The organism is Variovorax sp. P2_H12 (assembly GCF_056403395.1).
In genome coordinates, this window is sequence record NZ_JBFUFO010000046.1 from 11813 (window position 1) to 36828 (window position 25016).

Annotated in this window: 22 protein-coding genes; 9 read left to right on the forward strand and 13 right to left on the reverse strand. The window is 66.8% G+C overall.

Translation table 11 applies throughout. The annotated features are described in order from the left end of the window. Positions 1 to 5: 5 nt before the first annotated feature. The gene (locus tag AC1DYK_RS29305) at positions 6 to 962 is read right to left on the reverse strand and encodes a LysR family transcriptional regulator (RefSeq protein WP_478169501.1); all 957 of its coding nucleotides are present in this window, start codon (positions 960 to 962) and stop codon (positions 6 to 8) included. A 114-nt stretch (positions 963 to 1076) separates the two neighbouring features. Here AC1DYK_RS29305 and AC1DYK_RS29310 point away from each other — a divergent pair, with 114 nt between their 5' ends. The 6 genes from AC1DYK_RS29310 to AC1DYK_RS29335 all read left to right on the forward strand — a co-directional run bounded on the left by AC1DYK_RS29310 (position 1077) and on the right by AC1DYK_RS29335 (position 6678). Then, positions 1077 to 2156, forward strand: coding sequence for an LLM class flavin-dependent oxidoreductase (locus tag AC1DYK_RS29310; protein WP_478169502.1), 1080 nt, complete (start codon positions 1077 to 1079; stop codon positions 2154 to 2156). Between the two features lie 97 nt (positions 2157 to 2253). After that, complete coding sequence (locus AC1DYK_RS29315; RefSeq protein ID WP_478169503.1) at positions 2254 to 3243, forward strand: Bug family tripartite tricarboxylate transporter substrate binding protein; 990 nt, start codon at positions 2254 to 2256, stop codon at positions 3241 to 3243. A gap of 197 nt (positions 3244 to 3440) precedes the next feature. Continuing rightward, complete coding sequence (locus AC1DYK_RS29320; RefSeq protein WP_478169504.1) at positions 3441 to 4508, forward strand: LLM class flavin-dependent oxidoreductase; 1068 nt, start codon at positions 3441 to 3443, stop codon at positions 4506 to 4508. Positions 4509 to 4541: 33 nt separating this feature from the next. Beyond that, positions 4542 to 5327 (forward strand): SDR family NAD(P)-dependent oxidoreductase, encoded by a 786-nt coding sequence (locus AC1DYK_RS29325; protein WP_478169505.1) that lies wholly within the window; start codon positions 4542 to 4544, stop codon positions 5325 to 5327. 8 nt (positions 5328 to 5335) lie between these two features. Then, entirely contained in the window at positions 5336 to 5701 is a 366-nt protein-coding gene (locus AC1DYK_RS29330) for a VOC family protein (RefSeq protein ID WP_478169506.1), read from the forward strand. Then, entirely contained in the window at positions 5698 to 6678 is a 981-nt protein-coding gene (locus AC1DYK_RS29335; protein WP_478169507.1) for a flavin reductase, read from the forward strand. Before AC1DYK_RS29330 ends, AC1DYK_RS29335 begins: the two co-directional genes overlap by 4 nt. A 111-nt stretch (positions 6679 to 6789) precedes the next feature. On the opposite strand, the gene AC1DYK_RS29340 is transcribed toward AC1DYK_RS29335, so the two are convergent. After that, the gene (locus AC1DYK_RS29340) at positions 6790 to 8742 is read right to left on the reverse strand and encodes a S9 family peptidase (protein ID WP_478169508.1); all 1953 of its coding nucleotides are present in this window, start codon (positions 8740 to 8742) and stop codon (positions 6790 to 6792) included. Between the two features lie 254 nt (positions 8743 to 8996). On the opposite strand from AC1DYK_RS29340, the gene AC1DYK_RS29345 reads away from it, so the two are divergent. The 3 genes from AC1DYK_RS29345 to AC1DYK_RS29355 are packed head-to-tail and all read left to right on the forward strand — an operon-like array spanning position 8997 to position 13689. Next, positions 8997 to 10793, forward strand: a complete 1797-nt coding sequence (locus AC1DYK_RS29345; protein WP_478169509.1) for a PQQ-dependent methanol/ethanol family dehydrogenase — start codon at positions 8997 to 8999, stop codon at positions 10791 to 10793. A gap of 10 nt (positions 10794 to 10803) precedes the next feature. After that, complete coding sequence (locus AC1DYK_RS29350) at positions 10804 to 11145, forward strand: high-potential iron-sulfur protein (RefSeq protein WP_478169510.1); 342 nt, start codon at positions 10804 to 10806, stop codon at positions 11143 to 11145. A 9-nt stretch (positions 11146 to 11154) separates the two neighbouring features. Then, on the forward strand, positions 11155 to 13689 hold the full coding sequence (locus AC1DYK_RS29355; protein WP_478169511.1) for a TonB-dependent receptor: 2535 nt from the start codon (positions 11155 to 11157) through the stop codon (positions 13687 to 13689). 11 nt (positions 13690 to 13700) lie between these two features. Here AC1DYK_RS29355 and AC1DYK_RS29360 read toward each other — a convergent pair whose 3' ends face one another. From AC1DYK_RS29360 to pqqB, 11 genes are all read right to left on the reverse strand, one after another. Further along, a complete protein-coding gene (locus AC1DYK_RS29360) occupies positions 13701 to 14690 on the reverse strand; it encodes an FAD:protein FMN transferase (protein WP_478169512.1) in 990 nt (329 codons plus the stop codon). Next, complete coding sequence (locus tag AC1DYK_RS29365) at positions 14687 to 16789, reverse strand: 4Fe-4S binding protein (protein ID WP_478169513.1); 2103 nt, start codon at positions 16787 to 16789, stop codon at positions 14687 to 14689. The genes AC1DYK_RS29360 and AC1DYK_RS29365 overlap by 4 nt, the downstream gene beginning before the upstream one ends. Positions 16790 to 16794: 5 nt before the next feature. After that, positions 16795 to 17772, reverse strand: coding sequence for a tripartite tricarboxylate transporter substrate binding protein (locus AC1DYK_RS29370; RefSeq protein ID WP_478169514.1), 978 nt, complete (start codon positions 17770 to 17772; stop codon positions 16795 to 16797). Then, a complete protein-coding gene (locus AC1DYK_RS29375; RefSeq protein WP_478169515.1) occupies positions 17769 to 18608 on the reverse strand; it encodes an ABC transporter permease in 840 nt (279 codons plus the stop codon). Before AC1DYK_RS29375 ends, AC1DYK_RS29370 begins: the two co-directional genes overlap by 4 nt. After that, on the reverse strand, positions 18605 to 19747 hold the full coding sequence (locus AC1DYK_RS29380) for a type 1 periplasmic-binding domain-containing protein (protein ID WP_478169516.1): 1143 nt from the start codon (positions 19745 to 19747) through the stop codon (positions 18605 to 18607). The genes AC1DYK_RS29375 and AC1DYK_RS29380 overlap by 4 nt, the downstream gene beginning before the upstream one ends. A 353-nt stretch (positions 19748 to 20100) precedes the next feature. Then, positions 20101 to 21099 carry a PQQ-dependent catabolism-associated beta-propeller protein gene (locus tag AC1DYK_RS29385; protein ID WP_478169517.1) on the reverse strand — a complete coding sequence of 333 codons (999 nt, stop codon included), beginning with the start codon at positions 21097 to 21099 and terminating at the stop codon, positions 20101 to 20103. 25 nt (positions 21100 to 21124) lie between these two features. After that, positions 21125 to 21859, reverse strand: a complete 735-nt coding sequence (locus AC1DYK_RS29390) for an ABC transporter ATP-binding protein (RefSeq protein ID WP_478169518.1) — start codon at positions 21857 to 21859, stop codon at positions 21125 to 21127. Then, the gene (pqqE, locus tag AC1DYK_RS29395; protein WP_478169519.1) at positions 21853 to 23034 is read right to left on the reverse strand and encodes a pyrroloquinoline quinone biosynthesis protein PqqE; all 1182 of its coding nucleotides are present in this window, start codon (positions 23032 to 23034) and stop codon (positions 21853 to 21855) included. The genes AC1DYK_RS29390 and pqqE overlap by 7 nt, the downstream gene beginning before the upstream one ends. Continuing rightward, complete coding sequence (gene pqqD, locus AC1DYK_RS29400; RefSeq protein ID WP_478169520.1) at positions 23031 to 23306, reverse strand: pyrroloquinoline quinone biosynthesis peptide chaperone PqqD; 276 nt, start codon at positions 23304 to 23306, stop codon at positions 23031 to 23033. The genes pqqE and pqqD overlap by 4 nt, the downstream gene beginning before the upstream one ends. Continuing rightward, a complete protein-coding gene (gene pqqC / locus AC1DYK_RS29405) occupies positions 23303 to 24082 on the reverse strand; it encodes a pyrroloquinoline-quinone synthase PqqC (protein ID WP_478169521.1) in 780 nt (259 codons plus the stop codon). The genes pqqD and pqqC overlap by 4 nt, the downstream gene beginning before the upstream one ends. Continuing rightward, positions 24079 to 25011 (reverse strand): pyrroloquinoline quinone biosynthesis protein PqqB, encoded by a 933-nt coding sequence (gene pqqB / locus AC1DYK_RS29410; RefSeq protein ID WP_478169522.1) that lies wholly within the window; start codon positions 25009 to 25011, stop codon positions 24079 to 24081. Before pqqB ends, pqqC begins: the two co-directional genes overlap by 4 nt. Positions 25012 to 25016: the final 5 nt, after the last annotated feature.

The window sequence follows — 25016 nt, forward strand, 5'->3', positions numbered from 1 at the left end:
CGCGGCTATGCCGCGGGCGGGGAAGCGAGGCCTGCGGCCTTGCCGTGCGCCGAAAAGCGCAGCTCGGGTCCCGCCACGTGTTCAGCCACGAAATCAAGGAACAGGCGGATCTTGGCGGGCATGATGGGCGTGTCCAGGATCGTGGCGTACATGCCCTCGTCGAAGCCCTTGTTGCTGATGCGATGCTCGCTCAGCACCCTGACCAGCCGGCCCTGGCGCAGGTCGTTGTGCACGGTGTAGTCATCGAGAAGCGCCAGGCCCTCGCCCAGGCGGGCGAGCTCCAGCAGGGCAATGCCGTTGTTGCTGACATGGCGGGGCTTGAAGGCGATCTCGCTGCTCTGCCCCTGATGCTTGAACTGCCACGTGTATTCATCGCCGGGCAATTGGTAGGCCAGGCACTCGTGCGCGAGGATGTCTTCGGGTGCCTGCAAGCCGGGCTTGCCGGCCAGGTAGGCGGGAGCGCCCACCAGATAGCGATCGCTCTGGAACAGCATGCGGCGCTTCACGCCCGCCTCCACAGGCGGCGAGATCCGAAAGTCGATATCGATCTGGCTGCGCCGCAGGTCTGCAGGTGCCTCGCCCAGCGTGAGTTCGATGTGGATCTCCGGGTAGAGCTTGCGGAAGCCCGCGATCAGGGGCGGCAGCACGCCCAGGCCGAACATCATCCGCGAGTGCACGCGCAGCAGGCCCTGCGGCGCGCTGCTGATCGCGGTGATGTTGGTCTGGAGTTCGTTGATGCGCCACAGGATGCCCTCCAGCTGGCGCGCGTACTCTTGCCCCGACTCGGTCAGCGAGACCTGGCGCGTCGAGCGCGTCAGGAGCTTGACCTTCAGCGCCTCCTCGATGTCGGTGATCATGCGCGACACGCCCGTCGCCGAGATGCCGAAGCGACGCGCCGTTTCGGAAAAGTTCCGGGTCTGCGAGATGGACAGAAAGAGCTCCATGGCGCGCAATCTATCCATGAGTCCTCCAGTCTTCGCAGTTCAGATCTGCAGTTTCATGCATTATCAATTCAGCTGGCCTGCCACAGAATTTGGTACCCCTTGCGGGCACTATTTTCAGCGGAGACAGCACACATGGAATTCGGAGTATTCATTCTCGCCCAGCAGCGGGGCTATCACCAGACTTCGCAGCAGGTCATCAACAATTCCATCGAGCAGACTGTCGTGGCGGAGCAGGCGGGCTTCAACAACGCCTGGTATGCCGAGCATCATTTCAACAATTACTCGCTCTCGCCGTCGCCACTGATGATGGTGGCCTACATGGCTGCCAAGACAAAGCGCATCCGCCTGGGCACTGCCGTCTGCATTCTTCCACTCTACCAGCCCGCACGTTTCCTGGCCGAGGTCGGATTTGTGGACACGGTCTCCAATGGCCGTCTGGACCTGGGTGTGGGCTCGGGCTATCAGGAGTTCGAGTTCGAGCGTTTCGGCGTGAAGATTGCCGAGGCGAGCGCGATCTACAACGAATTCCTGGACATCCTCCCGAAGGGCCTGACCCAGCAGACATTCGCGTACGAAGGCCAGTTCCTCCAGGTGCCGCCGAGCTCCGTCGCGGTGCGCTGCGTCCAAAGCCCCATGCCGCCGGTGTGGATCACCTCGGGCAACCCGGTGGCGCTGGGGCGCGGCGTGCGCGAGAACCACAACCTGTTCGTGACCGCGCTGCTCAACGGCAGCGAGGGCGTCCAGGGGCTGCGCGATCGCCTGGTGAAGGTGGCCGATGACAACGGCAAGGACCTGGACCGCGATGTGAAGTTCGGCTTCCTGCGCTGCGCCTACGCCTCCGACAACAACGCGGAGATCGACGCCTACCTGGATTGCGCACGCTTTCAGCGCCGCATTTCCGAGAGCCTGAAATTCCGCCGCTCGCAGTCCGACGACGGCTACATGATCAAGGAAGTGCCGTCCGAGACGGATCCCACCATGGAGCAGTTGCGCAAGAACCTGCCCGTGGGCTCGGTCAACCAGGTCATCGACAAGATGCTCGAAGAAATCAGCATCCTGCGGCCCAAGCACATTGCACTGCAGACCCAACTGGGCGATTTCGATCAGAAGACGATGCTCAAGCAGATCGAACTCTGGGGTGAAAGAATCATCCCTGCGATCCAGAAGGAGTTGGGACGTCACCAGCCGGCCACCGACGCGCTGGCTGCTTGAAGAGCCTGAATCCAGGCCCCACGGACGGCATGGTTTCAGCCGCATCCGTTCTTTTCCCATCCCTCAACTCATTGCGCAATCGAATCAGGAGACAAGCATGCACAACAGCACACTCATCCATCGCCGCACGGTATTGCTCGGCAGCGTGCTGCTCGGGGCTGGCGTCAAGGCCTTCGCCAACACCGACAAGTGGCCTTCGCGCCCCATCCGCCTGGTCGTTGCCGGCTCGGCCGGCGCGGGAGGCGACATCTTTGCCCGCCTGATCGCCGAGCCCCTGTCTCGAACGCTGAAGCAGCCCGTGGTGGTGGACCCCAAGCCGGGCGCCAACGGACTGATCGCGTGCGACACGGTGGCCAAGGCGCCGGGCGACGGCTACACGCTGCTGTTCGCGCCGTCGTCGTCCATCCTCATCAACCCGGTGATTCACCCCAAGCTCCCCTACAACGCGGAAAAGGACCTGATCCCCGTCACGCAAGTCGGCGCCGCCGGCATCTTGCTGATGGCGAATCCCAGCACCGGCTTCAAGAATCTGGCGGACATGGTGGCCTACGCCAAAGCCCATCCCGGCAAGCTCGCCTACGGCTCGTGGGGCACCGGGTCGTCCGGCCATCTGGCCATGGAGGGCATCAAGGCGCACTACGGCCTGGACATGCCCCACGTGCCGTACAAGACCATCGTCACCGAAGTGACCGACCTGATTGCCAACAACATCAGCGTGGCCTTCACCGATATCGCTTCCCCGATTCCGCACATGCGAAATGGCCGGCTGGTGGGGCTGGGCCAGACCGGATCGCAGCGCTGGCCCGCCACGCAGGACGTGGCCACCCTGTCGGAACAGGGATTCAAGTTCGACGCCGATGGCTGGTACGGCGTGTTCGCCCCGGCGGGAACGCCGACGGAAATCATCGACCGGCTCAACGAAGAGATCAACCGCCTGCAGAAGACCGATGAGGTGCGCCAGAAGATCGAAGGGCAGAACATGGTCGTGCCTCCGAGCCGCACCGCCAAGCAGTTTGCAGCGTCCGTCAAGAAAGACGCCGCCGTCTGGCAGGGACTGGCGAAGGTGACCGATCTGAGCGACAAGTAGGCGCTTGATTCCCATTGCGGGAGATACACCGGGGCCACAGGCCCCGGTTTTCTTTTGGGGGCCGTCGCGGCGCCGGCGCACCGCACATCCCGCACTTTTTTGCAGGACTGATCCGCGCTCCTTCCATATTCCCGATCGCCGAGTCCAAACGCAGAATTCCCTGCATCGCACATCACTTTATTGAAGCGGAGCAACACATGGAATTCGGCGTATTCATCCTGGCGCAGCAGCGTGGCTATCACCAGACCTCGCAACAGGTCATCCAGAACTCGATCGAGCAGACCGTGGTGGCCGAACAGGCCGGCTTCAACACGGCCTGGTATGCAGAGCATCACTTCAACAACTACTCGCTCTCGCCCTCGCCGCTGATGATGATCGCGCACATGGCGGCCAAGACCCAGCGCATCCGCCTGGGCTCTGCCGTGTGCATTCTCCCGCTGTACCACCCCGCACGTTTTCTGGCCGAGGTGGGCTTCGTGGACACGGTGTCCAACGGCCGCCTGGAACTCGGCATCGGCTCGGGCTATCAGGAGTTCGAGTTCGAGCGCTTCGGCGTGAAGATCGAGGACTCGGGCGCGATCTACAACGAGTTCCTGGACATCATCTCCAAGGGCCTGACCCAGAAGATCGTCGAATACGACGGCAAGTTCCTCAAGCTGCCGCCGAGCTCGATCGCCGTGCGTCCCGTCCAGGACCCGATGCCTCCGCTGTGGATCACCTCGGGCAACCCCGTCACCCTGGGTCGTGGCGTGCGCGAAGGCCATAACCTGTTCGTGACGGCACTTCTCAACGGCACGGAAGCGATCGTGGCCCTGCGCGAGCGCCTGGACAAGGTGGCGCAAGACAACGGCGCGGACCTCGATGACGACGTGAAGTTCGGATTCCTGCGCTGCGCATTCGCCTCCGACAAGCAGTCCGAGATCGACGCCTACCTGGACAACGCGCGTTTCCAGCGCCGCATCTCGGAAAGTCTCAAGTTCCGCCGCGCCCAATCGGACGACGGCTACATGGTCAAGGAAGTGCCGTCGCCCACGGACCCGACCTTCGAACAACTGCGCAAGAACCTGCCAGTGGGTTCGGTCAACCAGGTGATCGACAAGATGCTGGAAGAGATCAGCATCCTGCGGCCCAAGCACATCGCGCTGCAAACGCAGTTGGGCGACTGCGACCAGAAGACCATGCTGCGCCAGATCGAGCTGTGGGGCGAGAAGATCATCCCTGCGATCCGCAAGGAAGTCGAGTCGATGAGCGCGGTGTCTGCCTGAAGCCCGGGCGTCCTTCGCACTGCCATGCCACCCATGCTCTCTTCCACCACTTTCGACAACAACGCCTTGCAGGGCAAGGTGGCCGTGGTCACCGGTGCCTCCGGAGGCCTGGGCCTCGCCATCTGCCAGCTACTTCGGTCGGTCGGCGCCAAGGTGGTGCAGGTCGACATCAGCTATCCGGCCGCTCACATCGAGGCCGATGGCCTGCTGAGCGTCCACTGCGACATCGCAGACCCCGCGTCCATCGTCGCAATGGCAGACCTGACGCGTTCGCGTTTCGGGCGTTGTGATGTGCTGGTGAACAACGCGGCCATCAGCGCGTCGCCGGTGCGTCTCGAGGACCTTCCGATCGACGTGTGGGACCGCCTCTTCCAGGTGAACCTGCGCGGTGCCTTCTTGTGCGCGCAGGCACTGGTGCCGATAATGATCGACCGGCAGGCCGGCAGCATCGTCAACGTGGCGTCGATCGCCGCGCAGGCCCCGACGCGGGTCGGCGCCTACGGCCCGACGAAGGCAGCCATGCAGGCATTGACCCGCCAGATGGCCGTGGAATGGGGGCCGCGCGGCATTCGCGCGAATTCGGTCAGCCCCGGCATGATCCGCACGCCCTTGTCCGAGCGGCACTACCGCGATGAGGACACGTTGAAGAACCGCACCTCCAGGATTCCTGCGCGGCGCCTCGGCCTCCCCGGGGACATCGCGGATGCCGTGTGCTTCCTTTCCAGCGATGCGTCGAGGTACATCAACGGGCAGGACATCGTGGTCGACGGTGGCTTCCTGAAGGCATCGCTGTCCAATCTCTATGGAACCGAACAGTGAGCCCAACCATGGAATCACCTAAACGCCTGCAGAACGTGTTCGTCGTGGCCGAACGGCCCGCCGAGCTCCATGCCTTCTATGAATCGGCGCTCGGGCTTCAGCTCAAGTTCCGCGACAGGGACCGCTGGATCCAGTACGGGGTGGGCAACACCAGCGTCGCGCTGGCTTGCCGCGAAGAAGCCGTGCCGGCGACTTCGGGCATCGTCATGGTGTTCGAGGTGGACGACTTCGCGGCCACCGCGCAGCGTGTCGCCGCCGCGGGCGGCGAGGTGCTCGGCACGCGAGACATGGGTTCGCATGGCGCGGTGCTGTCGCTGCGCGACCCCGAAGGCAACATCGTTCAACTCTTCAAGCGCCAGGGGACCACACCATGAGCCATCCGATGCCGCAATCCGGGCCCATCGATCCCAAGCTGTTTCGCCAACTGCTGGGCTGCTTCCCGACCGGGGTCGCGATCATCACGACTCACACAGCCGACGGCAAGCCCGTGGGTCTGACCTGCAACTCGTTCAGTTCCGTCTCGCTGGAGCCGCCCCTGGTGCTGTTCAGCCTGCGCAAGGCGAGCAGCCTGCTGGGCGCCTTCGTCGAGGCCGATAGCTTCGCCATCAATATCCTGTCGCAGAGCCAGGACGCACTGTCCGGGCGCTTTGCATCGAGCAGGATCGTCGACAAGTTCGAGGGCGTGGCGTGGCGTGCGGGCCCGCTCGGGACGCCGCTCGTCGACGACTGCCTGGCCAGCTTCGAGTGCCGTGTCCACGCCCGCCATGAGGCCGGCGACCACGACATCTTCATCGGCGAGGTGAAGCACATGACCACCGGTTCCGCCGACCACGCGCTGGTGTTCTACAAGGGCGCCTACATGATGCTGGCCGAGTCGCTGCGCAAGCTGGTGCTCGAAGGACAACTCGGGACGGTTGATATCGACGAGGCGTACCGCGCTCTCTACGGGAAGCTGCTTCGGCTGGCCTGCGACCGGGCCTCCGACGAGGAGGTGGACGCGATCGAGGCCGCCGTGGACGAGATCGAACAGCACCAGGGCGCGGACGCACTCCCGCTGCGCATCGAGGCGACAGCACGCTTCTTTTCGTCGATCACCTTGGCGGGCCACAACGAAGCGCTGCGACTCATGGCTCAGACGATGACCGCGGTATTGCGCGAGCGCATGACGCACGTGATCCCGATGCGCCCCCGGCCCGATGTGTTCCCGCTTCGACGCAAGGTGGTCCACTGCCTGCGGATACGGGATGCGGAAGGCGCCGTGGCTGCGCTGGACGAACTGATCACGATGTTGCGCAAGGACGGCGGGGCGCGGGTCGAAGGGGGCGCCGTGTCGGCGACGATCGAGAATTGATCCCCTGCGGTCAAGATGCGATCGGCCTCACCAAGGCCAGGATCAACGGAGGGGTCTGGTGCGATTTTTCGCGCTTTAGGTGGGCGTTCCGCGTTTGATTGTCGGCCTCGCTCACAGGCCGCTCGGCGGCATGGCGTTGGCGGCGGCGCTGAACGCCACGGCGTCAAAAAAAGCGGACTCTGCCCGCAGCGCCTGTTCGATATGCGAGGCCTGTCGAAAGCCGTGCTGCTCCCCGACAAAAAGGAGGTAGACGGCCGGGATGCCTCGTGCACGCAGCGCCTCCACCATCCCCTCGGTCTGGCTGGGCGGGACGATCTTGTCTTCCATCCCCTGGAAGAATGCCATCGGCGCGCTCAACAGATCCGCGTGGCGCATGGGCGATCTGTCGAAGTAGGTCTGCTGATCGGCAAGCGGTCCGATCAGCCAGTCGAGATAGCGCGACTCGAACTTGTGCGTTTCACGCGCCAGCGCCATGGGGTCGCTCACGCCGTAGTGGCTTGCGCCGGCCCTGAACAGCCTTCGCACCTCCGGGTCGGCATGCGTGAGGCAGCGCAGCGCCGTATATCCCCCGGCACTGCTGCCGGTGATGACCATGCGCTTGGCATCGACCCGCTGACCCATGGCCAGGTAGGAGGCGGCGGCTGCGCAATCTTCCGCGTCGATGAGGCCCCACATCCGATGCAGGCGATCGCGGTAGGCGCGGCCGTAGCCGGTGCTGCCTCCGTAGTCCACGTCGACGACGGCGATGCCGCGACTGGTCCAGAACTGTGTGCGCAGGTCGAGGCTGCTCGACGCCGAGGAGGTGGGTCCGCCGTGGCACTTGACGACCAGCGGCGGCAGCGCCCCGGTCGGGCCTCGATAGTTCGCATTGGCGGGCGGATAGAACAAGGCGAACGCGATGTCACCTCGAGGGGTGGGAAACTCGATGACTTGGGCCACCGAAACGTGGTCCCGCATCGCGGGATCACTCTGCATGTCCGAAACACGCTTGACGACCGTCGCGCCGCCGGAGGCCACGTCGAGGACAACGACCGCGCTCCCGACGCTCGGCCCGCCGGCCTTGAAAACCACCTTTCCGTCGTTCGCCCGAATCGCGGAAAAGTCCGTATACGGCAGATCGAACGGTTGGAGCGAATGGTCGCGCAAGTCCAGGCGAGCGAGTCTGCCTCTGCCGTTTTCAACGTAGGCACATACCAACTGATCCGTCGACAGGAAGGCATACGTCGACATCCCGAAGGTCCATTGGGCGCGGCCGAACTCCGCGGCCATCGGGCAGAGGTTGGTGCTGGAGCCGCTCGCATCGCGCCGGTAGATGTTCCACCAGCCCGACCGATCGGACACGTAGTGCAGCAGGCCGTCGGCGGACCACTCGGGCTGAAACACGGATTCGCCTGGGCCGCCCGCCACATGCGCCGGGTTGGCGACGGCAGTGCCATCGAAATCGCCGATCCACAGCTCTGCGGCGGTCCACGGCATGTCAGGATGGTTCCATGTCAGCCACGCGAGCCTTGTTCCATCGGGGCTGAGCCGCGGAGAAGCATAGAAGTCGTTGCCCTGAACGAGCACGCTTCCTGCGTCGCCCCCGCCGAGATCGACAGCGACGATGCTGTTGATCGCGTCCGTCCCCGGTGCGCGGTGGTCTTCGCGGATGCCGATCCAGAGCTGGCGCCGGGTGTCGAGCAACCCATCGGCAAAGCGCAGCGCGGCACCATCGGACGTCGGGGTCAGCGCGACCGGGGCACTGTCGCCATCGAGGCGATAGAGCCGCTGGTCGGAGAAGTTCGAAAAGTAGACCGAGCCCGCGGCCGCGAGGACCGCGCCGCCGCCATACTCGTGGACCCGCGTGCGCATCGAGAAGGGCATCGGTGTGAGGTCGACCCCCACGCCGTCCGGTCCCAGCCGGACCAGTACCTGCCGCCCGGCCTCCAAGGGTCTTCCTTCGATCCAATACACCTCGCCCTGATCAAGCAGCACGTCGACCACCGTGGTCCGTGCCGAAGCCACGAGTTCAGGGCTGATCGGTGACACCCAGGTGCCGAAGGGTGCAGTGATGGGGTGGGGCATGCGCGGATTGTTCCACCAGCCGTGGGTCCGCCGCAGCATCCGGTGGGACTGTGACGCGATGTCACGCTCCTGTGCGCCTCGACTGTTCAACCTTGTAGCAGTCCAACGGGAAAACCCGCATACCAGGAGGCAAAGGGACCCGTATTGCGACAGGGTCGGAGTCTGGGTGCTTGGCATGGCCCTTGCCCCTCTGAGCCGTGGAGGGCGCGCTTCGCGCGCTTCATCGACCCCACGTTCCACCATCAGGAGACACCATGCAATCGAAGCTCTTAGCCTCACTCATCGCGGTTGGCCTGGCCAACGCTGTCGCCCACGCGCAGGTCACGGACAAGATGATCCAGTCGGAGGCCACGGCCACAGGCAATGTCCTGACCTGGGGCATCAACACCCAGGGCCAGCGCTACTCGCCGCTGAAGCAGGTCAACGCGACCAACGCCGCCAAGCTGCTCCCGGTCTGGGCCTTTTCCTTTGGCGGCGAGAAGCAGCGCGGGCAGGAATCGCAGCCGGTGATCATGAACGGCAAGATGTTCGTCACCGCGTCCTACTCGCGGATCTTTGCGCTCGACGCGACCACCGGCAAGAAGCTGTGGAAGTACGAGCATCGGCTGCCCGAGGGCATCATGCCGTGCTGCGACGTGGTCAACCGTGGTGCCGCGCTCTACGACAACCTGGTCATCTTCGCGACGCTCGATGCGCAACTCGTTGCGCTCGACCAGAACTCTGGCGACGTCGTCTGGAAGGAGAAGATCGACGACTACGCCGCCGGCTACTCGGCCACGGCGGCGCCGATCATTGCCGATGGTGTGATGCTGACCGGGGTGTCGGGCGGCGAGTTCGGGGTGGTCGGCCGCGTCGAGGCGCGGGACCCGAAGACCGGCAAGCTGCTGTGGATGCGCCCCACCGTCGAAGGCCACATGGGCTACACCTACGACAAGGATGGAAACAAGAAGGAAAACGGCATCTCCGGCACGCTGAACAAGAGCTGGCCCGGCGACCTGTGGAAGACCGGCGGCGCGGCCACCTGGCTCGGCGGAACCTATGACGCCAAGACCGGCCTGGCCTATTTCGGCACCGGCAACCCGGCGCCCTGGAACAGCCACCTGCGGGAGGGCGACAACCTCTATTCGTGTTCGACCGTGGCCATCGACGTCAAGACCGGCCAGATCAAATGGAGCTACCAGAGCACGCCCAATGACAGCTGGGACTTCGACGGCGTCAATGAGTTCGTCACCTTCGACATGGACGGCAAGCGCGTCGGCGGCAAGGCCGACCGCAACGGCTTCTTCTACGTCAATGACGCCAGCACCGGCAAGCTCATCAACGCCTTTCCGTTCGTCAAGAAGATCACCTGGGCCAGTGGCATCGACCTGAAGACCGGGCGGCCCAATTTCATCGCGGACAACCGCCCCGGCGACCCGACCGCAGCATCCGATGGCAAGAAGGGCAGCGCGGTGTTCGCCGCGCCCGGCTTCCTTGGTGGCAAGAACCAGATGCCGATGGCCTACAGCCCCGACACGAAGATGTTCTACGTGCCGGCCAACGAATGGGGCATGGACATCTGGAACGAACCGGTCGCCTACAAGAAGGGCGCGGCCTACCTCGGCGCCGGCTTCACGATCAAGCCGCTCAACGAGGACTACATCGGATCGCTGCGCGCCTTCGACCCGAAGACCGGCAAGATGGCCTGGGAAGTCAAGAATGGCGCGCCGCTCTGGGGCGGCGTGCTGACCACCGGCGGCAACCTCGTCTTCTGGGGCACGCCGGAGGGCTACCTGAAGGCGGCCGACGCCAAGACCGGCAAGGTGGTCTGGCAGTTCCAGACCGGCTCCGGCGTCGTCGCGCCGCCCGTCACCTGGATGCAGGGTGGCGAACAGTACGTCAGCGTGGTTTCGGGCTGGGGCGGAGCGGTGCCACTCTGGGGCGGAGAGGTGGCCAAGAAGGTCAACCTGCTCGAGCAGGGTGGCATGGTCTGGGTCTTCAAGATCCCCGGTGCCGCAGGCGCGCCGCGCACGGTACAAGCCAGCGGCGCGACCAAGGTCGCATCCCACTGAGGCCCACGTCATGCACGAAACCAACCAAAGCAAGGGCGCCGGGATCACCAGAAGGGTGTTCGCCGGACGGATGATGGGCGGCACCTGCGTCGTGACGCTGGTGCCCGTCGCGGCATGGGCGGCCGCACGCGTCGAGGAGTCCGACGAGACCGCGGTGGCGCTGGGCTACAAGCAGGACACCAAGACCGTCGATGCGAAGAAGTATCCGAAGCATGCGGCGACCCAGCGCTGCGTGAACTGCGCGTTGTGGCAAGGCGCGTCCTCGGACCCGTGGGCGGGCTGCGCGATGTTCGGGCGCAAGCAGGTCGCGGGCGAGGGGTGGTGCACGGCCTGGGCGAAAAAGCCGGGCTGAGCCTCACCCATGAACCGTCGCGGTCGCCTTCCCGCCTTCTCCTCCACGTCGCTCGCCGCGGTCAGTCTGCTGCTGTGCAACTGGACAGGCGCAGCGGCGCAAGAGGCGGCCGAGTCGCACGAACTGCCGACCATCGAGGTGGTCGCGCCGACGCCGCTGCCCGGCCTGGACGTGCCGCGTGACGCGGTGCCGTCCAACGTGCAAACGGCCACCGGTGCCGACCTCGAGCGCCTTCATGCGCCCGACCTGACGAACTACCTGTTGCGCGCGGTCGGCGGCGTGACGGTGAACGAGACGCAAGGCAATCCGTTCCAGCCCGACATCAACTACCGGGGCTTCACGGCATCGCCGCTGCTGGGCACGCCGCAAGGCCTGTCGGTGTTCATGGATGGCGTGCGCCTGAATCAACCCTTTGGCGACGTCGTGAGCTGGGACCTGATTCCGCGCACGGTCATCTCGACGATCGCCTTGATGCCCGGCAGCAACCCGCTGTTCGGCCTCAACACGCTCGGTGGGGCGCTCGCCATCCAGACCAAGGACGGTTTGCACAATCCGGGCACGTCGATGCAGGTGGTGGGCGGCTCGTGGGGACGCGCCGCCGCCGAGTTCGAGACCGGCGGCAGCGACAAGGACAGCGGCTGGAACTGGTACATCGCCGGCAACCGCTTCCACGAGCAGGGATGGCGCGTCGAATCGCCCTCCGACGTGCGCCAGCTCTTCTCCAAGGTCGGCCGGGTGACGCGCGACGGCGGCTTCTCGCTCACCGCGGCCTTCGCCGACAACGACCTCACCGGCAACGGCACGCAGGAACTGGGTGCTCTGCAGCGCGACTGGGCCAGCGTGCGCACGATTCCCGACATCACCGAGAACAAGTCCACCTTCCTCAATCTCGCGATGACACAGGCATTGGACGACACCTGGACGCTGACGGGCAACGCCTACTACCGCAACATCCGGACGAACACCTTCAATGGCGACGTCAACGACGAAGCCTTCAGCGAGTCGGTCTACCAACCGAGTGCGGCCGAGCGTGCGGCACTCGCCGCCGCGGGCTTCACGGGCGTCCCGACGAGCGGCGCCAGCGCCGCCAATACGCCGTTTCCGAAGTGGCGCTGCATCGCCAACGCGCTGCTCAACACCGAGCCCAACGAGAAGTGCAACGGCCTGATCAACCGCACCGCGACCAGGCAGCAGAACCACGGCCTCGCAGCACAGCTGTCGGCGGAAGCGAAGACGGGGAGCGTCGAACACCTGATCGTGCTCGGCGCAGCCTACGATGCGAGCCGCGTGCGCTTCGGCCAGAGCACGCAGTTCGGCTACATCGACCCCGACCGCAGCGTGGCGCCGGTGTTCGGCCCCGGCGCCCTCGCCGATGGCACGCAGGCTTCGGAGAACGCCTTCGATGCGCGTGTCGCTCTGTCGAGCCGGTCGAGCACCAACAGCGTGTATGCCACCGACACCATGGCGCTCAATGCGCAGACGCACCTCACGCTCTCGGGCCGCTACAACCGCACGGCGGTCGACAATACCGACGGCCTCACGCCCGGTGGCGGCCCGGGCTCTCTGGATGGCCGCTACACCTTCAGCCGCCTCAACCCCGCGATCGGGCTGACCTTCGCACCGAGCGAAGCCGTCACGCTGTATGCCGGCGCCAACCAGGGCAGCCGCGCGCCGACGGCGATCGAGCTGGGTTGCGCCGATCCGGCGAGCCCGTGCAAGCTGCCCAACTCCTTTGCCGGCGACCCCCCGCTCAAGCAGGTGGTGACCACGACCTTCGAGGCGGGTCTTCGCGGGCTGGTGCAGCCGAATACGACATGGAACTTCGGCGTGTTCCGTTCCGACAACCGCGATGACCTGCTGTTCGTGGCCGATGATTCGAGCGGCTTCGGCTACTTCAAGAACTTCGGCAAGACGCGCCGGCAGGGCATCGAACTGGGCTTGAATGCGCAGCCCACCGGCGGTCTGAGTTTGGGCGGAAATTTCATGCTCCTCGACGCGACCTACCGCAGCGTGGAAACGGTCGGTGGGTCGGGCAACAGCAGCAACGACCAGGCACTGGCCGGCTTCCCCGGCACCACCGGCAATATCCAGATCCGGCCTGGCGACCGCATCCCGATGTTGCCGCGGCAGGTGCTCAAGCTGTTCCTCGACCACGAACCGAGCGCCCAATGGCGCGTCGGCCTGGACATGGTCGCGTCGAGCGGCGCCAACCTGCGCGGCAACGAGAACGGTCTGCATGCGCCCGACGGGGTGTACTACGCCGGGCCGGGGCACAGTGCGGGCTATGCGGTGCTCAATCTTGGCGTCGACTACAAGCCGCGGCCCGGCCTGAAGTTCTTCCTGCAGGTCGCCAACCTGTTCGACCGCAAGTACACGACCGGTGGGCAGCTCGCAACCGATGGCTTCACGGCGGAAGGGGCCCACCTCGCGCGCGGGTTGCCGCGCAATGCGAACGGCGACTACCCGGTGAGGCGGGCCAGCCTGATGTCGCCCGCTGCATCGCGCGCGGCCTGGCTGGGCGTGCGCCACACGTTCGGCGCCTGAGATCGGGAACCTCAGGCCGGGTCGAGTCGAAGCCCGGGCGTGGCTTGCCAGCGGCCGGCCTTGTCGACCCACAGGACGTCGACCTTCCACCGGTGCGCGAGCGCGCGCGCCTGTGACGGTCCGGCCACGAAGAACACCTTGGTCAAGGCATCGGCCATGGCGCCGGTGTCGGCCGCGACAGTCACGGCCGAGAGCGCGGGCGGCGAATAGCCGGTGTGCGGGTCGAAGATGTGGTGATGGCGGTGGTCGGCGCTGAAGCTTGTGAGATTGTCGGCCGACGTCGCGATGCATCGACCGTCCGCCATCAGGCGCGTGATCAACACAGACTCTTCGCGCGGGTCGGCGATGCCGAGCGTCCAGGGTCTGGCCTCGCTGTTGCGGCCGAGCGGTGCAAACTCGCCCGCATCGACCAGCGCATGGCGAATGCCGTGCGAAGCGAGTACGGCACGCACCCGGTCGGCCGCATAGCCCTGCGCGATGCCGTTGAGCGTTGCGGCCATGCCGGGCGTATCGAAGCGGATGAGACGTCGCCCGACCTCGAGTGCGCGCCAGTCCACCTTGGCGCGCGCGGCGTCGACTTCGCGCGGTGCGGGCAGGCGTCCCGCGCGCCGCGCCCCGTCGAAGGCGAGCCACAGCGGTTGCACCGTGACGTCGAACGCACCGTCGCTGTCGCGGGAGACGGCATGCGCGATGTCGAGGATGTCGACCAGCTCGGGAGGCGGTGACTGCAGCCTGCCGTTGCGATTGAGCATCGACAGGGCGCTGTCGGGGTCGAACAGGCTCATCAGGCTCTCGATGCGGCGCAGCGCCTGCGTCCCTGCATCGAGCGCACGTTCCAGCGTCTGTGCATCCTCGTGCGCGGCCTGCAGCGAGAGCGTGGCGCCGAAGCCCAGCATCGTACGTCGGCCCCAGTGCAGCGAGCTCACCGCAGGTGCCAGGCCCGAGACGCCGGCAAGCGCGCCCAGCCCCAGTGTCGCGCGCAGCCATTGTCGCCGCTTCATGCGTCGCTCCGGGCCGACGCCGGCCACGGACGGATCGCGATGACCCGGTCGCGGCGATGGGCGATCAGCGGTGCGCAGCGCTCGGGGCTGTCGTGGATCGCCACGCAATCCAGGCATTGGAAGCACTCTTCATAGACGATCGCACCACCGGGCTGGATGGCCTGGTACTCGCAGCGATGGCGGCAGGTCTGACACGGCGTTCCGCATTCACTGCGGCGTGGAATCCAGCGCAGCAGTCGCAGTCGGCCGATCAGGCCCAGCCCTGCACCCAGCGGACACAGGTAACGGCAGAACCCCTTGTAGAGGACGGCGTTCACGAGAAGCAATCCGATCGCCCATGCCACGAACGGCCATGAACGCATGAAGTTCAGCGTGATCGCGGTCTTGAAGGGTTCGATCTCCACCGCCCGATCGGTCCAGGTCGGCGACACCACGGCCAGCCCGACGAGCAGCGCGAACGCCGCGTACTTGACCCGCTTGAGCCTGGCGTCGAGGCCTCGGTGCAGCTTGATGCGCTTGATGCCGAGGCGTCGCGCGGCCTGGGCGACGAGTTCCTGCAGGGCGCCGAACGGGCAGAGCCAGCCGCAGAAGGTGCCGCGGCCCCACACCACCAGCGTCGCCGCGACGAACGCCCACAGCGCCACCGTCATCGGGTCGTGGAGGAAGAAGCGGAGGTCCCGCCCAGCCACGGCCGCCTGGATCAGGGCCGTGACGTTGACGATCGACAGTTGTCCCTGGGCGAACCAGCCGATGAATGCGAGCGTGAAGAGCAGGTAGCCGGTGCGAAAGCGCGCAAGCCGCGCCGGTGTGGCAACGATCCACGTCGGCCGGGCCAGGACCACCGCCAGCAAGGCCAGCGCAGCGGCCAGCACCACCAGCTCCCAGGCCCGTGAGCGCCAGATCCCCTGCCAGCCCTTGCTGTCGATCTCGGGCAGGATCACTTCGCTGGCGGGCAGCGTGTAGGGCACGGCAAAGTCGCGGCTGACGCGCTCGGGGTAGATCATCCCCTTGTCGCGCGTCACCCGCAGCGCGAAGTTCAGTGTCTGCGCCGGGTCGAGTCCGGCCGGGCCGATGACGCGGAAGACTTTCGCATCGGCGCCGCGCAAGCCCGCCGGCAGCGCGAGCGGGTCGTCCAGGTCGAGATCCCGCAGTTCCAGGGGCAGGTCGCCCTGCCGCAGCGTCAGCCGGTCGGGCACGGCGCCGCGCACGAACTTGTCGCCGACGAAGGTGTAGGGGCCGACGGCGATCACCAGCAAGGCATGGTCGCCGTCGTCGATGCGCCCGAGCAAGTGCTGCCAGCCTGCGTCCGACAGCAGGTTGCGGCCCACCGGCGGGGCGTTGAGGTAGGCGACATACAGGTCGCAGAAGCTATCGCCCGCTTGGCCGGCGACGGGCGGTTCGACACCACTGCCTTCGAAGGCCTTCTCGACCATGCCTTGCGTGATCCGGACGTGCCGGACCAGGCCGTCGCGCAGCATGGCGTCCCAATGCATCGGTGCATAGGTGTCGCGCCGCACGCGTGCCACGCGCTGCGGGTCGCGCCCTGCCGCGAAACCCAGCCGGGCGCGCGCCACGCGCAGCGCCGAGGAAAGCAGGCTCTGGTTGAGGATCCGCACCGAGGCGGTCGCCTTCGCCACGCCGTCGATATAGACGTTGGCGCTGCCGCGCTCCTCGCCGCGATTGGCGTTCGAGCCGATCTTGATGTTCTGCTGCAGCGAGAGCCCTCGGTACTGGGCGGCAAAGCGCAACAGCGGCGCCTCGCCCAGCCCTTCGAGAAAGACCGGCTCGTGGTGAGCGAGCACATGCACGTCGAGGAAGCCGCCCCTGGGGTCGAGCGCGACAAGCAGGTTGAGCGGCGTGCCGGAGAAGCCGGGGATCGGCGCGAAGTCGATCGATTCGAAGACGTAGCCCACCAGCGCCGTCGCGGTTGCATCCTGCTTGAAGACGGGCCATACGGGCAACTGCGGGTCCTTCTCGCCGACCACCAGCGGCGCAGGAAAGCGCTCCTGCAAAGTGGCGCGCGTCATCACCCCGGCCTGTGCGTCGCTCGCGAGACCTTGCAGGAGCGCGATCAGCCAGACGACCCACAGTCGCGACATCGCCGTTACACCGGGCCCAGACCCAGGCGCTCCACGGTGCGTTTCTCGGCGGCATACGCCTCGCGCATGCTGAGGCCGTAGTCGGTGCTGTCGAGGTAGGCGACCTCCTGGTCGTACTTGGCCAGTTCGGCGATGTGCCGCGGGTCGAACAGCGCACCCTTGAAGGCATCGTGCAGTCGCCGCGCGATGGGGTCGGGCACGCCGCGCGGCCCGGCCAGGCCGTAGGGCGACATCGCGACGATGCCGTGCCCGAGTTCGCTCATGGTCGGCACCTCGGGCCAGCGCCGGGAGCGGGCCGCGCCAAAGGTCGCCAGCAGCCGCAGGCGGCCCGAGTCGACGAAGGGTGCGAAGCCGTTGGCATTGACGCCGGCCATGACCTGGCCCGCCGACAGCGCGATCATCTGCTCGGCCGCGCCCTTGTACGGCACGTGGATGAAGCTCAGTCCGTGGCGGGCGAACAGCGCGTCGAGCGCAACGTGGGGCGTGGTGCCGATGCCGTTGGTCGCGATGGTCAACCGGCCCGGGGATGCCGCCGCGTGGGCCAGCAGGTCGGCCACGCTGCGCAGCGGGCTGCCCGCGGGAACCAGCAGGCCGAAGGTCACGCCGCTCACCTGCAGGATCGGCGTGGTGTCTCGGATCGGATCCCACGCGACCTTCTGCGTCAAGGGCGCGCGGAATACGGGCTGCGGCATCTGCGCGAGCGTGTAGCCGTCGGGCAGGGACTGTTGCAGGATCGGCATCGCGAGCGTGCCGCCGGCACCGCCGCGGTTCTCGATGAGGATGGGCTGGCCCAGCTGATGCGCCGCCAGTTCGGCCAGCAGGCGCAGGGTGACGTCCGTGCCGCCGCCGGCGGACCATGGCACCCACAGGAACACCGGGCGCCGCGGGAACGCGGCGTCACCCGGCTGCGAACGAACCCACGGCGAGGCGGTGACGGCCGCCAGCGACGCGCCGAGGCGCAGCAGGCCGCGCCGCGTCGTCATGCGGCGCCCCGCTGCGTCAGCCCGCCGAAGCCGCGCTGCGGGTCGTAGCCCCGGCAGGCCAGCATGAAGCACGCGACGAGCGTGCCCAGCACGACCAGCGGCGCGCTGCCCGGGTCCTTGTCGTAGAGTGAAAAGCGGATCCACTCGACCGCATGGGTGAACGGGTTGAACTGCGCCACCCGGTACACCCAGGTCGCGCCCGACTCCTCGAGCTTCCACAGCGGGTAGAGCGCGGTGGAGAGGAAGTACATCGGAAAGATCACGAAGTTCATCGTGCCGGCGAAGTTCTCCAGCTGCCTGACGTAGACCGAGAGCAGCAGGCCGAGTGAAGCCAGCATCAGCGCCGAGGCGAGCGTGGCGAACAGGGCGTGCAGCAGCGCGAGCGGCGCCATCGGCAGCGTGGTGCCGAGCAGCGCGGCCACTGCGGCGAAGGCCAGCACCTGCACCAGGCTGAGCAGTGCGGTGGCGAGCATCTTCGACAACAGCAGCCACCAGCGCGGCAGCGGCGCCGTGAGCAGCAGCCGCATCAGGCCCATCTCGCGGTCGTACACCATGGCCAGCGACGACTGCATGCCGTTGAACAGCAGCACCATGCCGATCAGCCCCGGGGCGATGTAGATGTCGTAGGGGACGTAGGTGTCGTAGGGCTCGACGATCGCCACGCCGAACACATTGCGAAAGCCGGCCGCGAACACCGCGAGCCACAGCAGCGGCCGCACCAGCGCCGAGACCAGGCGGGCCTTCTGCTGCCAGAACTTGAGCAGTTCGCGCACGACGATGGCGCGCAGCGCCTGCAGCGCATGGCCGATGTCGCCGTGGCGCTGGGCCCTCGTCACGGCGCGCCCTTGCAAGGCGATTCAGCTGCGTCGGTGCCGAGCGTGTCGAGCACGTTCTTCGCGTGCATGACGCCGTCGACCGGCGCGGTGCCGATCACGGCGACGCCGTCGGTCAGCAGCATCGGCTGGCGCAGCTGATGGTCCCAGGCGCGGAAGCTCAGGCGAACGCCCTTGAAGCCGTCGAGCGTGAAACCAGGCTGGTTGAGCGCAGCGTTCAGCCTCGCGGCCGTGGGTGCAGCGGGCTGTTCCAGCGCGGCATTCAACAAGGCCTTGGCGGCGATGTAGGCCGCCCAGTCGTGGCTGGTCATCGGGCGTTGCGTCGCGCGGGCGAAGCGGCGCGCGAGCTGCGGCGCGCCATAGCGCTCGAAATGCGGTGCCCAGGCCAGTGCGGTCATGCCGGCATCGCCGACGACGGGGCGCGGCAGTGCGATGCGGTAGGGCAAGGTGCGCGCGAACTCGCCGTCGCTGTCGACCACCCAGGCGACGTCATAGTCGCCGCCCACCGCCGCGGTGCCGGTCAGCAGCAAGGGGTTGGCCGATTCGCGCTCGCGCGGGTCGGCGGAAAGCGTGAAGTTCCGGCTCGCCACCTGCTTCAGGCCGTAGCGTTTCAGCGCAGCCTGCGCCAGGGCAAGCCGGCTTGCATCTTCCGGTCGGGGACCGGAGATCAGGAGCACACGCAGCCATCTGCGGGCGAGCAAGGCCTGCGCCAGGGCATCCGCGCGCATGCGGTCGCTCGGCAGCGTGTGGAACAGGTTGGCTCGACAGCCATGCTGGCGCGAGGCATCGGCGCTGTCGCCGACATTGAGCAGGGGCAGGGCGGCCGCGGCCGACGCGCCGGCGATCCAATCGGCAGGGAGGTCGAGCAGGGCAGCCGCCGTGCCGGTCGCTTCGAGCTGGCGCAATTGCATGACTGCGTCCTCCGCCGACCTGGCCGCGCGCACGATGACGGCCACCTGCAGGCCCGCTGTCTCCAGCTCGAACCGGCGCTCCTGGATGGCCATGTCGACGCCGTCGCGTGCGCGCCCGCCGGGCTGGCCCGGGTAGGCAAGCGCGACCCGCGCCGGCTCCAGGCGATCGTCGTCGGCGCGCTGGACGATGCCGAGCGTCAACGTGCCGGCGAGGGCAGACGCACCGCCCACGACACACGAAACCGACGCAGCCAAAGCCAGGAACCCCGCGGAACCGGCTTTGCCGGGCCGCCGGGGTTGCCCCCGGCAGGGGGTGGAGGGTGACACGAAGTGCGCGAGCCTGGGGGCGAGTTTCATTTCAGTTGCTCCACCGCGCGGTGCGCGGCCCACGACCCATGAAACCGGCGCAGTCCGATACCAGGGATACCGCGGAACCGGCTTTGCCGGGCCGCCGGTATCGCCCCCCTTGAGGGGGCTGAGGTCCGCGGCTCCAAGCCTGCCTGCGCAGGCTTGGACGGACCCGAAGAGCCGCTGCCTCTGGCAGCGACTCGGGGCGCCGCAGGCGCTTCGGGGGGTGTTTCATCCTAATCATCGACGACCACCGTGTGCGGCACGCGTCCGACAGCGATCGTCTTGATCGGCCTTGCGGTCCTCGCATCGACCACCGTCATGTCATCCGACAAGCCATTGACCACGAACAGACGAGAACCATCTCGATTGACCGCCACGCCCCAAGCCCGCTTGCCCACCAGGGCCAGGGCCGTCGTCGTGCGCGACGCCACGTCGACGAAGGCCACCTGGTTGGCACGGCCCAGCCCGACGTACATCGTCCTGCCATCGCGCGACAAGGTGATGCCGACCGGCGTGATGTCGTCCGGCCGCAGGCCCTTGACCGCGAAGGGAATGGTGGCCAGCACCTTCAGCTCGCCCGTCGAGATGACACTGACGCTGCTGCCCAGTTCGTTGGTCACCCACAGCTCGCCGCCGTCGGCCGAAAACGCGAACCGACGCGGGCGTGGGCCGACCGGGATGTTGCGGATCACCTTGAGCGAGCCCGCGTCGATCACATGCACCATGTTCGCGATCTCCGAGGTCACGTACACGCGCTTGCCGTCAGGCGACACCTTGACACCTTCGGGTTCCTTGCCGACGGGCACGCCCTTGACCAGCTTCTTCGCCGTCAGGTCGAACACGTTGAGCGTGCCGTCGTCCTCGGCCGACACATAGGCGGTCCGGCCGTCCGCCGAGAGGTCGAACACCTCCGGATCGTCACCGAGCGGCGCGCTCCCGACCGACTTGCGCGTCGCCAGGTCGATGATGTCGGCCCGACCCGAGTCGCTGCACGCCACCATCAATTGGGTGTCGCCGTTCAGTCTTTGCATGTGGCGCGGGCGCTTGCAGGTCGGGATGACGCCGACGACGGCGAGCGTCTTCAGGTCCACCATGGTGATCGCGTGGTCCTTCTCGCTGGAGACGAAGGCGAGCTGGCTGTCTCTGGCGGCCGCAGGCAGCGCCGCGAGTGCAGCGGTCAAAGCGACCAAAGCGACCAAGGGGGCCGACTGGAGGGGGGTGTACCAGGTCATGCGGTGTTGCCTCGCGGGTTGTCGCTCACATTGCAGTCGTTGCAGGAGAACGCGTGGCGCTCAGGAATGCTGCTTCCAGCGTCGCGCCGCCCAGCGTGGACCTCACTTCGGCGGGGGTGCCGTCGGCGAGCAGGCGCCCGCGGTGCAGCACCAGCACACGGTCGGCATGCTCCGCTTCCGACACCAGGTGCGTGGCCCACAGCACGGTCACACCGCGCTGGCGCACCTCGTTCTGCAGGCCATCGACCAGGTCGTGGCGCGATTGGGGATCGAGTCCGACCGTGGCCTCGTCCATCAGCAGCAGATCGGGCCGGTGCAGCAGCGCGCGTACCAACTCGACCTTGCGCCGGTTGCCGCCGGAGAGCTCGCGCACGCTGCGCTGCATGTCCGCCACGAGTCCGAGGCGCGCAGCCTCGAAGGCAATCCGCTCGCGAGACACATGCCATGGCAGGCCCTGCAGGTCGGCATGGAATTGCAGGTTGCGCGCAATGCTCAGATCGAGGTCCAGCGACTGCTGCTGGAACACCACGCCGATGTGCGCGAGCGCACGGCGCGCATCGTTGCGCATCGACAGGCCGGCCACCTCGACGTCGCCCTCATCGGCCGCGAACAGGCCGGTCAGCACCTGGAACAGTGTGGACTTGCCCGCCCCGTTCGGCCCCAGCAGCACGACGAAGGCGCCGCGCGCGATCGACAGGCTCAGCGCATCCAGCGCGACGCATGCACCGTAACGCTGCGTGAGGCCGCGGATCTTCAGCATGGGAGGGCGCCGGCCGCGCTGCAGGCGAGCGAGTTCTCGTCGCTACGAAACACCAGGCCGGCGCCGCGCCCGGCACCTGGCACGAAGCGCAACGTGTGCGTGGACGCGCCGTCGGCGCGCGCTATGGCGGTCGCGTCCAGCATGTCGTCGATGCGTCCTCGATGCGCGCTCTTCGGGCATACCGGGTCGGTCGCGGCCGCGTCGCCCGTGACCAGAAATGCCTGGCAACGGCAGCCACCGAAGTCACGATGCCGTTCGTCGCAATCGCTGCAGGTCGGGTCCATCCAGCCCTGGCCGCGGTAGCGGTTGAAGGCCTCACTCCCGTGCCAGGCCTCGCGCACGGACATCTCTTGCAGATTCGGCAGCGCCAGATCCGGCAGCATGCGGGCGCTGTGGCAGGGCATGGCGATGCCATCCGGCGCGACAACCATGAACACCGAACCCCAGCCGGCCATGCACGGCTTGGGCTTGGCATCCGCATAGTCGGGGGAGACCCAGAGGATCTTCATCCGGCCCGCCAGCCTCGCGCGGTGCATGTCAACGATGGCCTCCGCATCGCGCAGTTCAGCCGGTGTCGGCATCAAGGCGGCGCGGTTGAGCCAGGCCCAGCCGTAGTACTGCGTGTTGGCCAACTCCAGAAATTCCGCGCCCATGCGCTCGGCCATCCCGATGATGCGCTCGACGTGCTGCAGGTTGAAGCGGTGCATCACGCAGTTCAGCACCATCGGATAGCCCTCGGCCTTGATGATGCCGGCAACCTTCGATTTCAGGTCGAAGGTCTTCGTGGAGCTGAGAAAGTCGTTGAGTTCGCGCGTCGAGTCCTGGAACGAGAGCTGGATGTGATCGAGGCCGGCCGTCTTCAGCGCGCTGGCGCGCGCACGGGTGAGCCCGACGCCGGACGTGATGAGGTTGGTGTAGAAGCCCAGGCCGTGCGCGTGCGCGACGAGTTCCTCGAGGTCGTCCCGCAGCAGCGGCTCGCCGCCCGAGAAGCCGAGCTGCACGGCGCCGAGCGCGCGTGCTTCGGTCAGCACGCGCTGCCAGCTTGCGGTGTCGAGCTCGTCCTGGTGACGCGCATAGTCGACCGGATTCGAGCAGAACGCGCAGTGCAGAGGGCAGCGATAGGTCAGCTCCGCCAGCAGCCAGAGCGGTGGCCCTGCCGCGCCGTGGCCGGTCATGATGGCGCCTCTTGCAGCCAGCCGCGTTTCAGTGCCTGGCTCAGGAAGACCATCACGTCGTCGTGCAGAGGGGATTGCGCGAAGGCGATCTCCAGGTCGGTGACGATCTCGTCCACCGTGCGCCGACCGTCGCAGCGTTGCAGAATTTCGGCGGCCGGGGGGTTGAGGCGCACCATGCCTTCGGGGTAGAGCAGGATCCAGCTGTCCTGAGCCGGTTCGAACTGCATCCGGTACAGGCTCGACAGGCGGGGCTGGGCGTCGGGCGTGATCATGGTCGTTGTGCCGCTGGCAGGTCGTCCGGAAAGCCGCGTTCAATCGCATCGAGCATCGACCACAGGATGTCGAGCTTGAAGTGCAGGATGGCCAGTGCGCGTTCCTGACGCGCGCGCGTGGTGCACCAGCGCCTTGCAACGTCGAGTCCGTGTTCGACGTCGCGCGTGGCGAGCGGTATGCGGCTGCGAAAGTAGGCCAGGCCCCCGACGTCGATCCACGGGTACAGCGCAGGCCAGCCGGCGAGCCGGTCGGCATGGATCTTCGGTGCGAACATCTCGGTCAGTGACGAGATGGCCGCTTCCTCCCAGGGGCGCTGCCGCGCGAAGTTGACATAGGCGTCGACGGCAAAGCGCACGGCGGGCTGCACGTGGCGATGCGCCCAGAGGTCGGCCGGATCCAGGCCCACGGCCTCTGCGAGGCGGACCCAGGCTTCGATGCCACCCGCGTCGTCTCCCGCGTAGTCGCCACGCCCGTCGTGATCGAGCATGCGCAGGATCCAGCGTCGGCGTTCGGCGCGGTCGTCGCAGTTGGACATCACCGCCGCGTCCTTGCGGGGGATGTTGACCTGGTAGTAGAACCGGTTGGCCACCCAGGCGCGTACCTGGAAGGGCTGCAGTTCGCCGCGATTGAGCCGCCGGTTGAATCGATGGTGGATGTGGTAGCGCGACTCGCAGGCGCGCAGGCGGGCCTCGAACTCGTCGAAGGCCCACAGGCGCTGCAGTTCGTCGCGCGCCGCTTCGCGCGGATTCAGAAAAGTCCCCAGTGTTGCCGTCATAGCGTGATCTCCATGCCGTCGTAGGCCACCTCGATGCCGTGGCTGTCGAGCAGGCGGCGCTGCTCGCTGGCCTCGTCCAGGATCGGGTTGCTGTTGTTGATGTGGATCAGAACCTTGCGCCGCGCGGCCGTGGCCAGCATCACGTCGACCATGCCCAGGCGTGCGTCGCTGCCCATCTGCGGGAGGTGGCCCATCTCGCTTGCCGTCTTGCGGCTGAGGCCGGCGTGCAGCATTTCGTCCTCGACCCAGAAGGTGCCGTCGACGAGCAGGCAGTCGGCGCCGTGCATCCACTGCAGTTCGTGCGCGCCAACCTCCGCCAGGCCCGGCGCGTAGAACAGGCACTTGCCGTCTGCGAGGTCTTCGATCAGGAGCGCGATGTTGTCACCGACCGTCTGCTCGCGGCGGTGGGGCGAATAGGGTGGCGCCTTGCCCGGAATGGCCACCGCTGTGAAGCGAAGCGAAGCAAATCGTTCGACGGTGAAGGCAGCGCTGGTCCTGGTGCCGGCCACCGCAAGCATGTGCCAGCGTGTGCCGCAATAGTGTTCGAGCACGCTGAGAACCGGGAAGACGGTGGTCAGGTCCTCGAACACGCAGGGCGTCGCATAGATGTCGATGCACGGGCCTTCGCGCATGCCGAGCAGGCCGGTGACGTGGTCGATCTGCGCATCCATCAACACGACGGCCTTGATCGGCGTGTCGCGCACGCCGTGGCGTGGATGCAGTTTCGCCTGGCTGCGCAATTGCTGGCCGATGTCGGGCGAGGCATTGAGCAGCACCCACGATTCGCCGTCGCTCGACACGGCGATGGAGCTCTGCGTGCGCGCCTGTGAGGGGAGTCCGCCCAGGCGCTGGCCGGCGCATTGCCGGCAGTTGCAATTCCATTGCGGAAATCCGCCGCCGGCGCCGGATCCGAGCACGAGTATTTGCATGATGA

What these genes read in the sequence shown, in the direction of transcription:
- AC1DYK_RS29305 (WP_478169501.1), bottom strand. Translation starts at nt 962, where the DNA reads ATGGATAGATTGCGCGCCATGGAGCTCTTTCTGTCCATCTCGCAGACC.
- AC1DYK_RS29310 (WP_478169502.1), top strand. Translation starts at nt 1,077, where the DNA reads ATGGAATTCGGAGTATTCATTCTCGCCCAGCAGCGGGGCTATCACCAG.
- AC1DYK_RS29315 (WP_478169503.1), top strand. Translation starts at nt 2,254, where the DNA reads ATGCACAACAGCACACTCATCCATCGCCGCACGGTATTGCTCGGCAGC.
- AC1DYK_RS29320 (WP_478169504.1), top strand. Translation starts at nt 3,441, where the DNA reads ATGGAATTCGGCGTATTCATCCTGGCGCAGCAGCGTGGCTATCACCAG.
- AC1DYK_RS29325 (WP_478169505.1), top strand. Translation starts at nt 4,542, where the DNA reads ATGCTCTCTTCCACCACTTTCGACAACAACGCCTTGCAGGGCAAGGTG.
- AC1DYK_RS29330 (WP_478169506.1), top strand. Translation starts at nt 5,336, where the DNA reads ATGGAATCACCTAAACGCCTGCAGAACGTGTTCGTCGTGGCCGAACGG.
- AC1DYK_RS29335 (WP_478169507.1), top strand. Translation starts at nt 5,698, where the DNA reads ATGAGCCATCCGATGCCGCAATCCGGGCCCATCGATCCCAAGCTGTTT.
- AC1DYK_RS29340 (WP_478169508.1), bottom strand. Translation starts at nt 8,742, where the DNA reads ATGCCCCACCCCATCACTGCACCCTTCGGCACCTGGGTGTCACCGATC.
- AC1DYK_RS29345 (WP_478169509.1), top strand. Translation starts at nt 8,997, where the DNA reads ATGCAATCGAAGCTCTTAGCCTCACTCATCGCGGTTGGCCTGGCCAAC.
- AC1DYK_RS29350 (WP_478169510.1), top strand. Translation starts at nt 10,804, where the DNA reads ATGCACGAAACCAACCAAAGCAAGGGCGCCGGGATCACCAGAAGGGTG.
- AC1DYK_RS29355 (WP_478169511.1), top strand. Translation starts at nt 11,155, where the DNA reads ATGAACCGTCGCGGTCGCCTTCCCGCCTTCTCCTCCACGTCGCTCGCC.
- AC1DYK_RS29360 (WP_478169512.1), bottom strand. Translation starts at nt 14,690, where the DNA reads ATGAAGCGGCGACAATGGCTGCGCGCGACACTGGGGCTGGGCGCGCTT.
- AC1DYK_RS29365 (WP_478169513.1), bottom strand. Translation starts at nt 16,789, where the DNA reads ATGTCGCGACTGTGGGTCGTCTGGCTGATCGCGCTCCTGCAAGGTCTC.
- AC1DYK_RS29370 (WP_478169514.1), bottom strand. Translation starts at nt 17,772, where the DNA reads ATGACGACGCGGCGCGGCCTGCTGCGCCTCGGCGCGTCGCTGGCGGCC.
- AC1DYK_RS29385 (WP_478169517.1), bottom strand. Translation starts at nt 21,099, where the DNA reads ATGACCTGGTACACCCCCCTCCAGTCGGCCCCCTTGGTCGCTTTGGTC.
- AC1DYK_RS29390 (WP_478169518.1), bottom strand. Translation starts at nt 21,859, where the DNA reads ATGCTGAAGATCCGCGGCCTCACGCAGCGTTACGGTGCATGCGTCGCG.
- pqqE (WP_478169519.1), bottom strand. Translation starts at nt 23,034, where the DNA reads ATGACCGGCCACGGCGCGGCAGGGCCACCGCTCTGGCTGCTGGCGGAG.
- pqqD (WP_478169520.1), bottom strand. Translation starts at nt 23,306, where the DNA reads ATGATCACGCCCGACGCCCAGCCCCGCCTGTCGAGCCTGTACCGGATG.
- pqqC (WP_478169521.1), bottom strand. Translation starts at nt 24,082, where the DNA reads ATGACGGCAACACTGGGGACTTTTCTGAATCCGCGCGAAGCGGCGCGC.
- pqqB (WP_478169522.1), bottom strand. Translation starts at nt 25,011, where the DNA reads ATGCAAATACTCGTGCTCGGATCCGGCGCCGGCGGCGGATTTCCGCAA.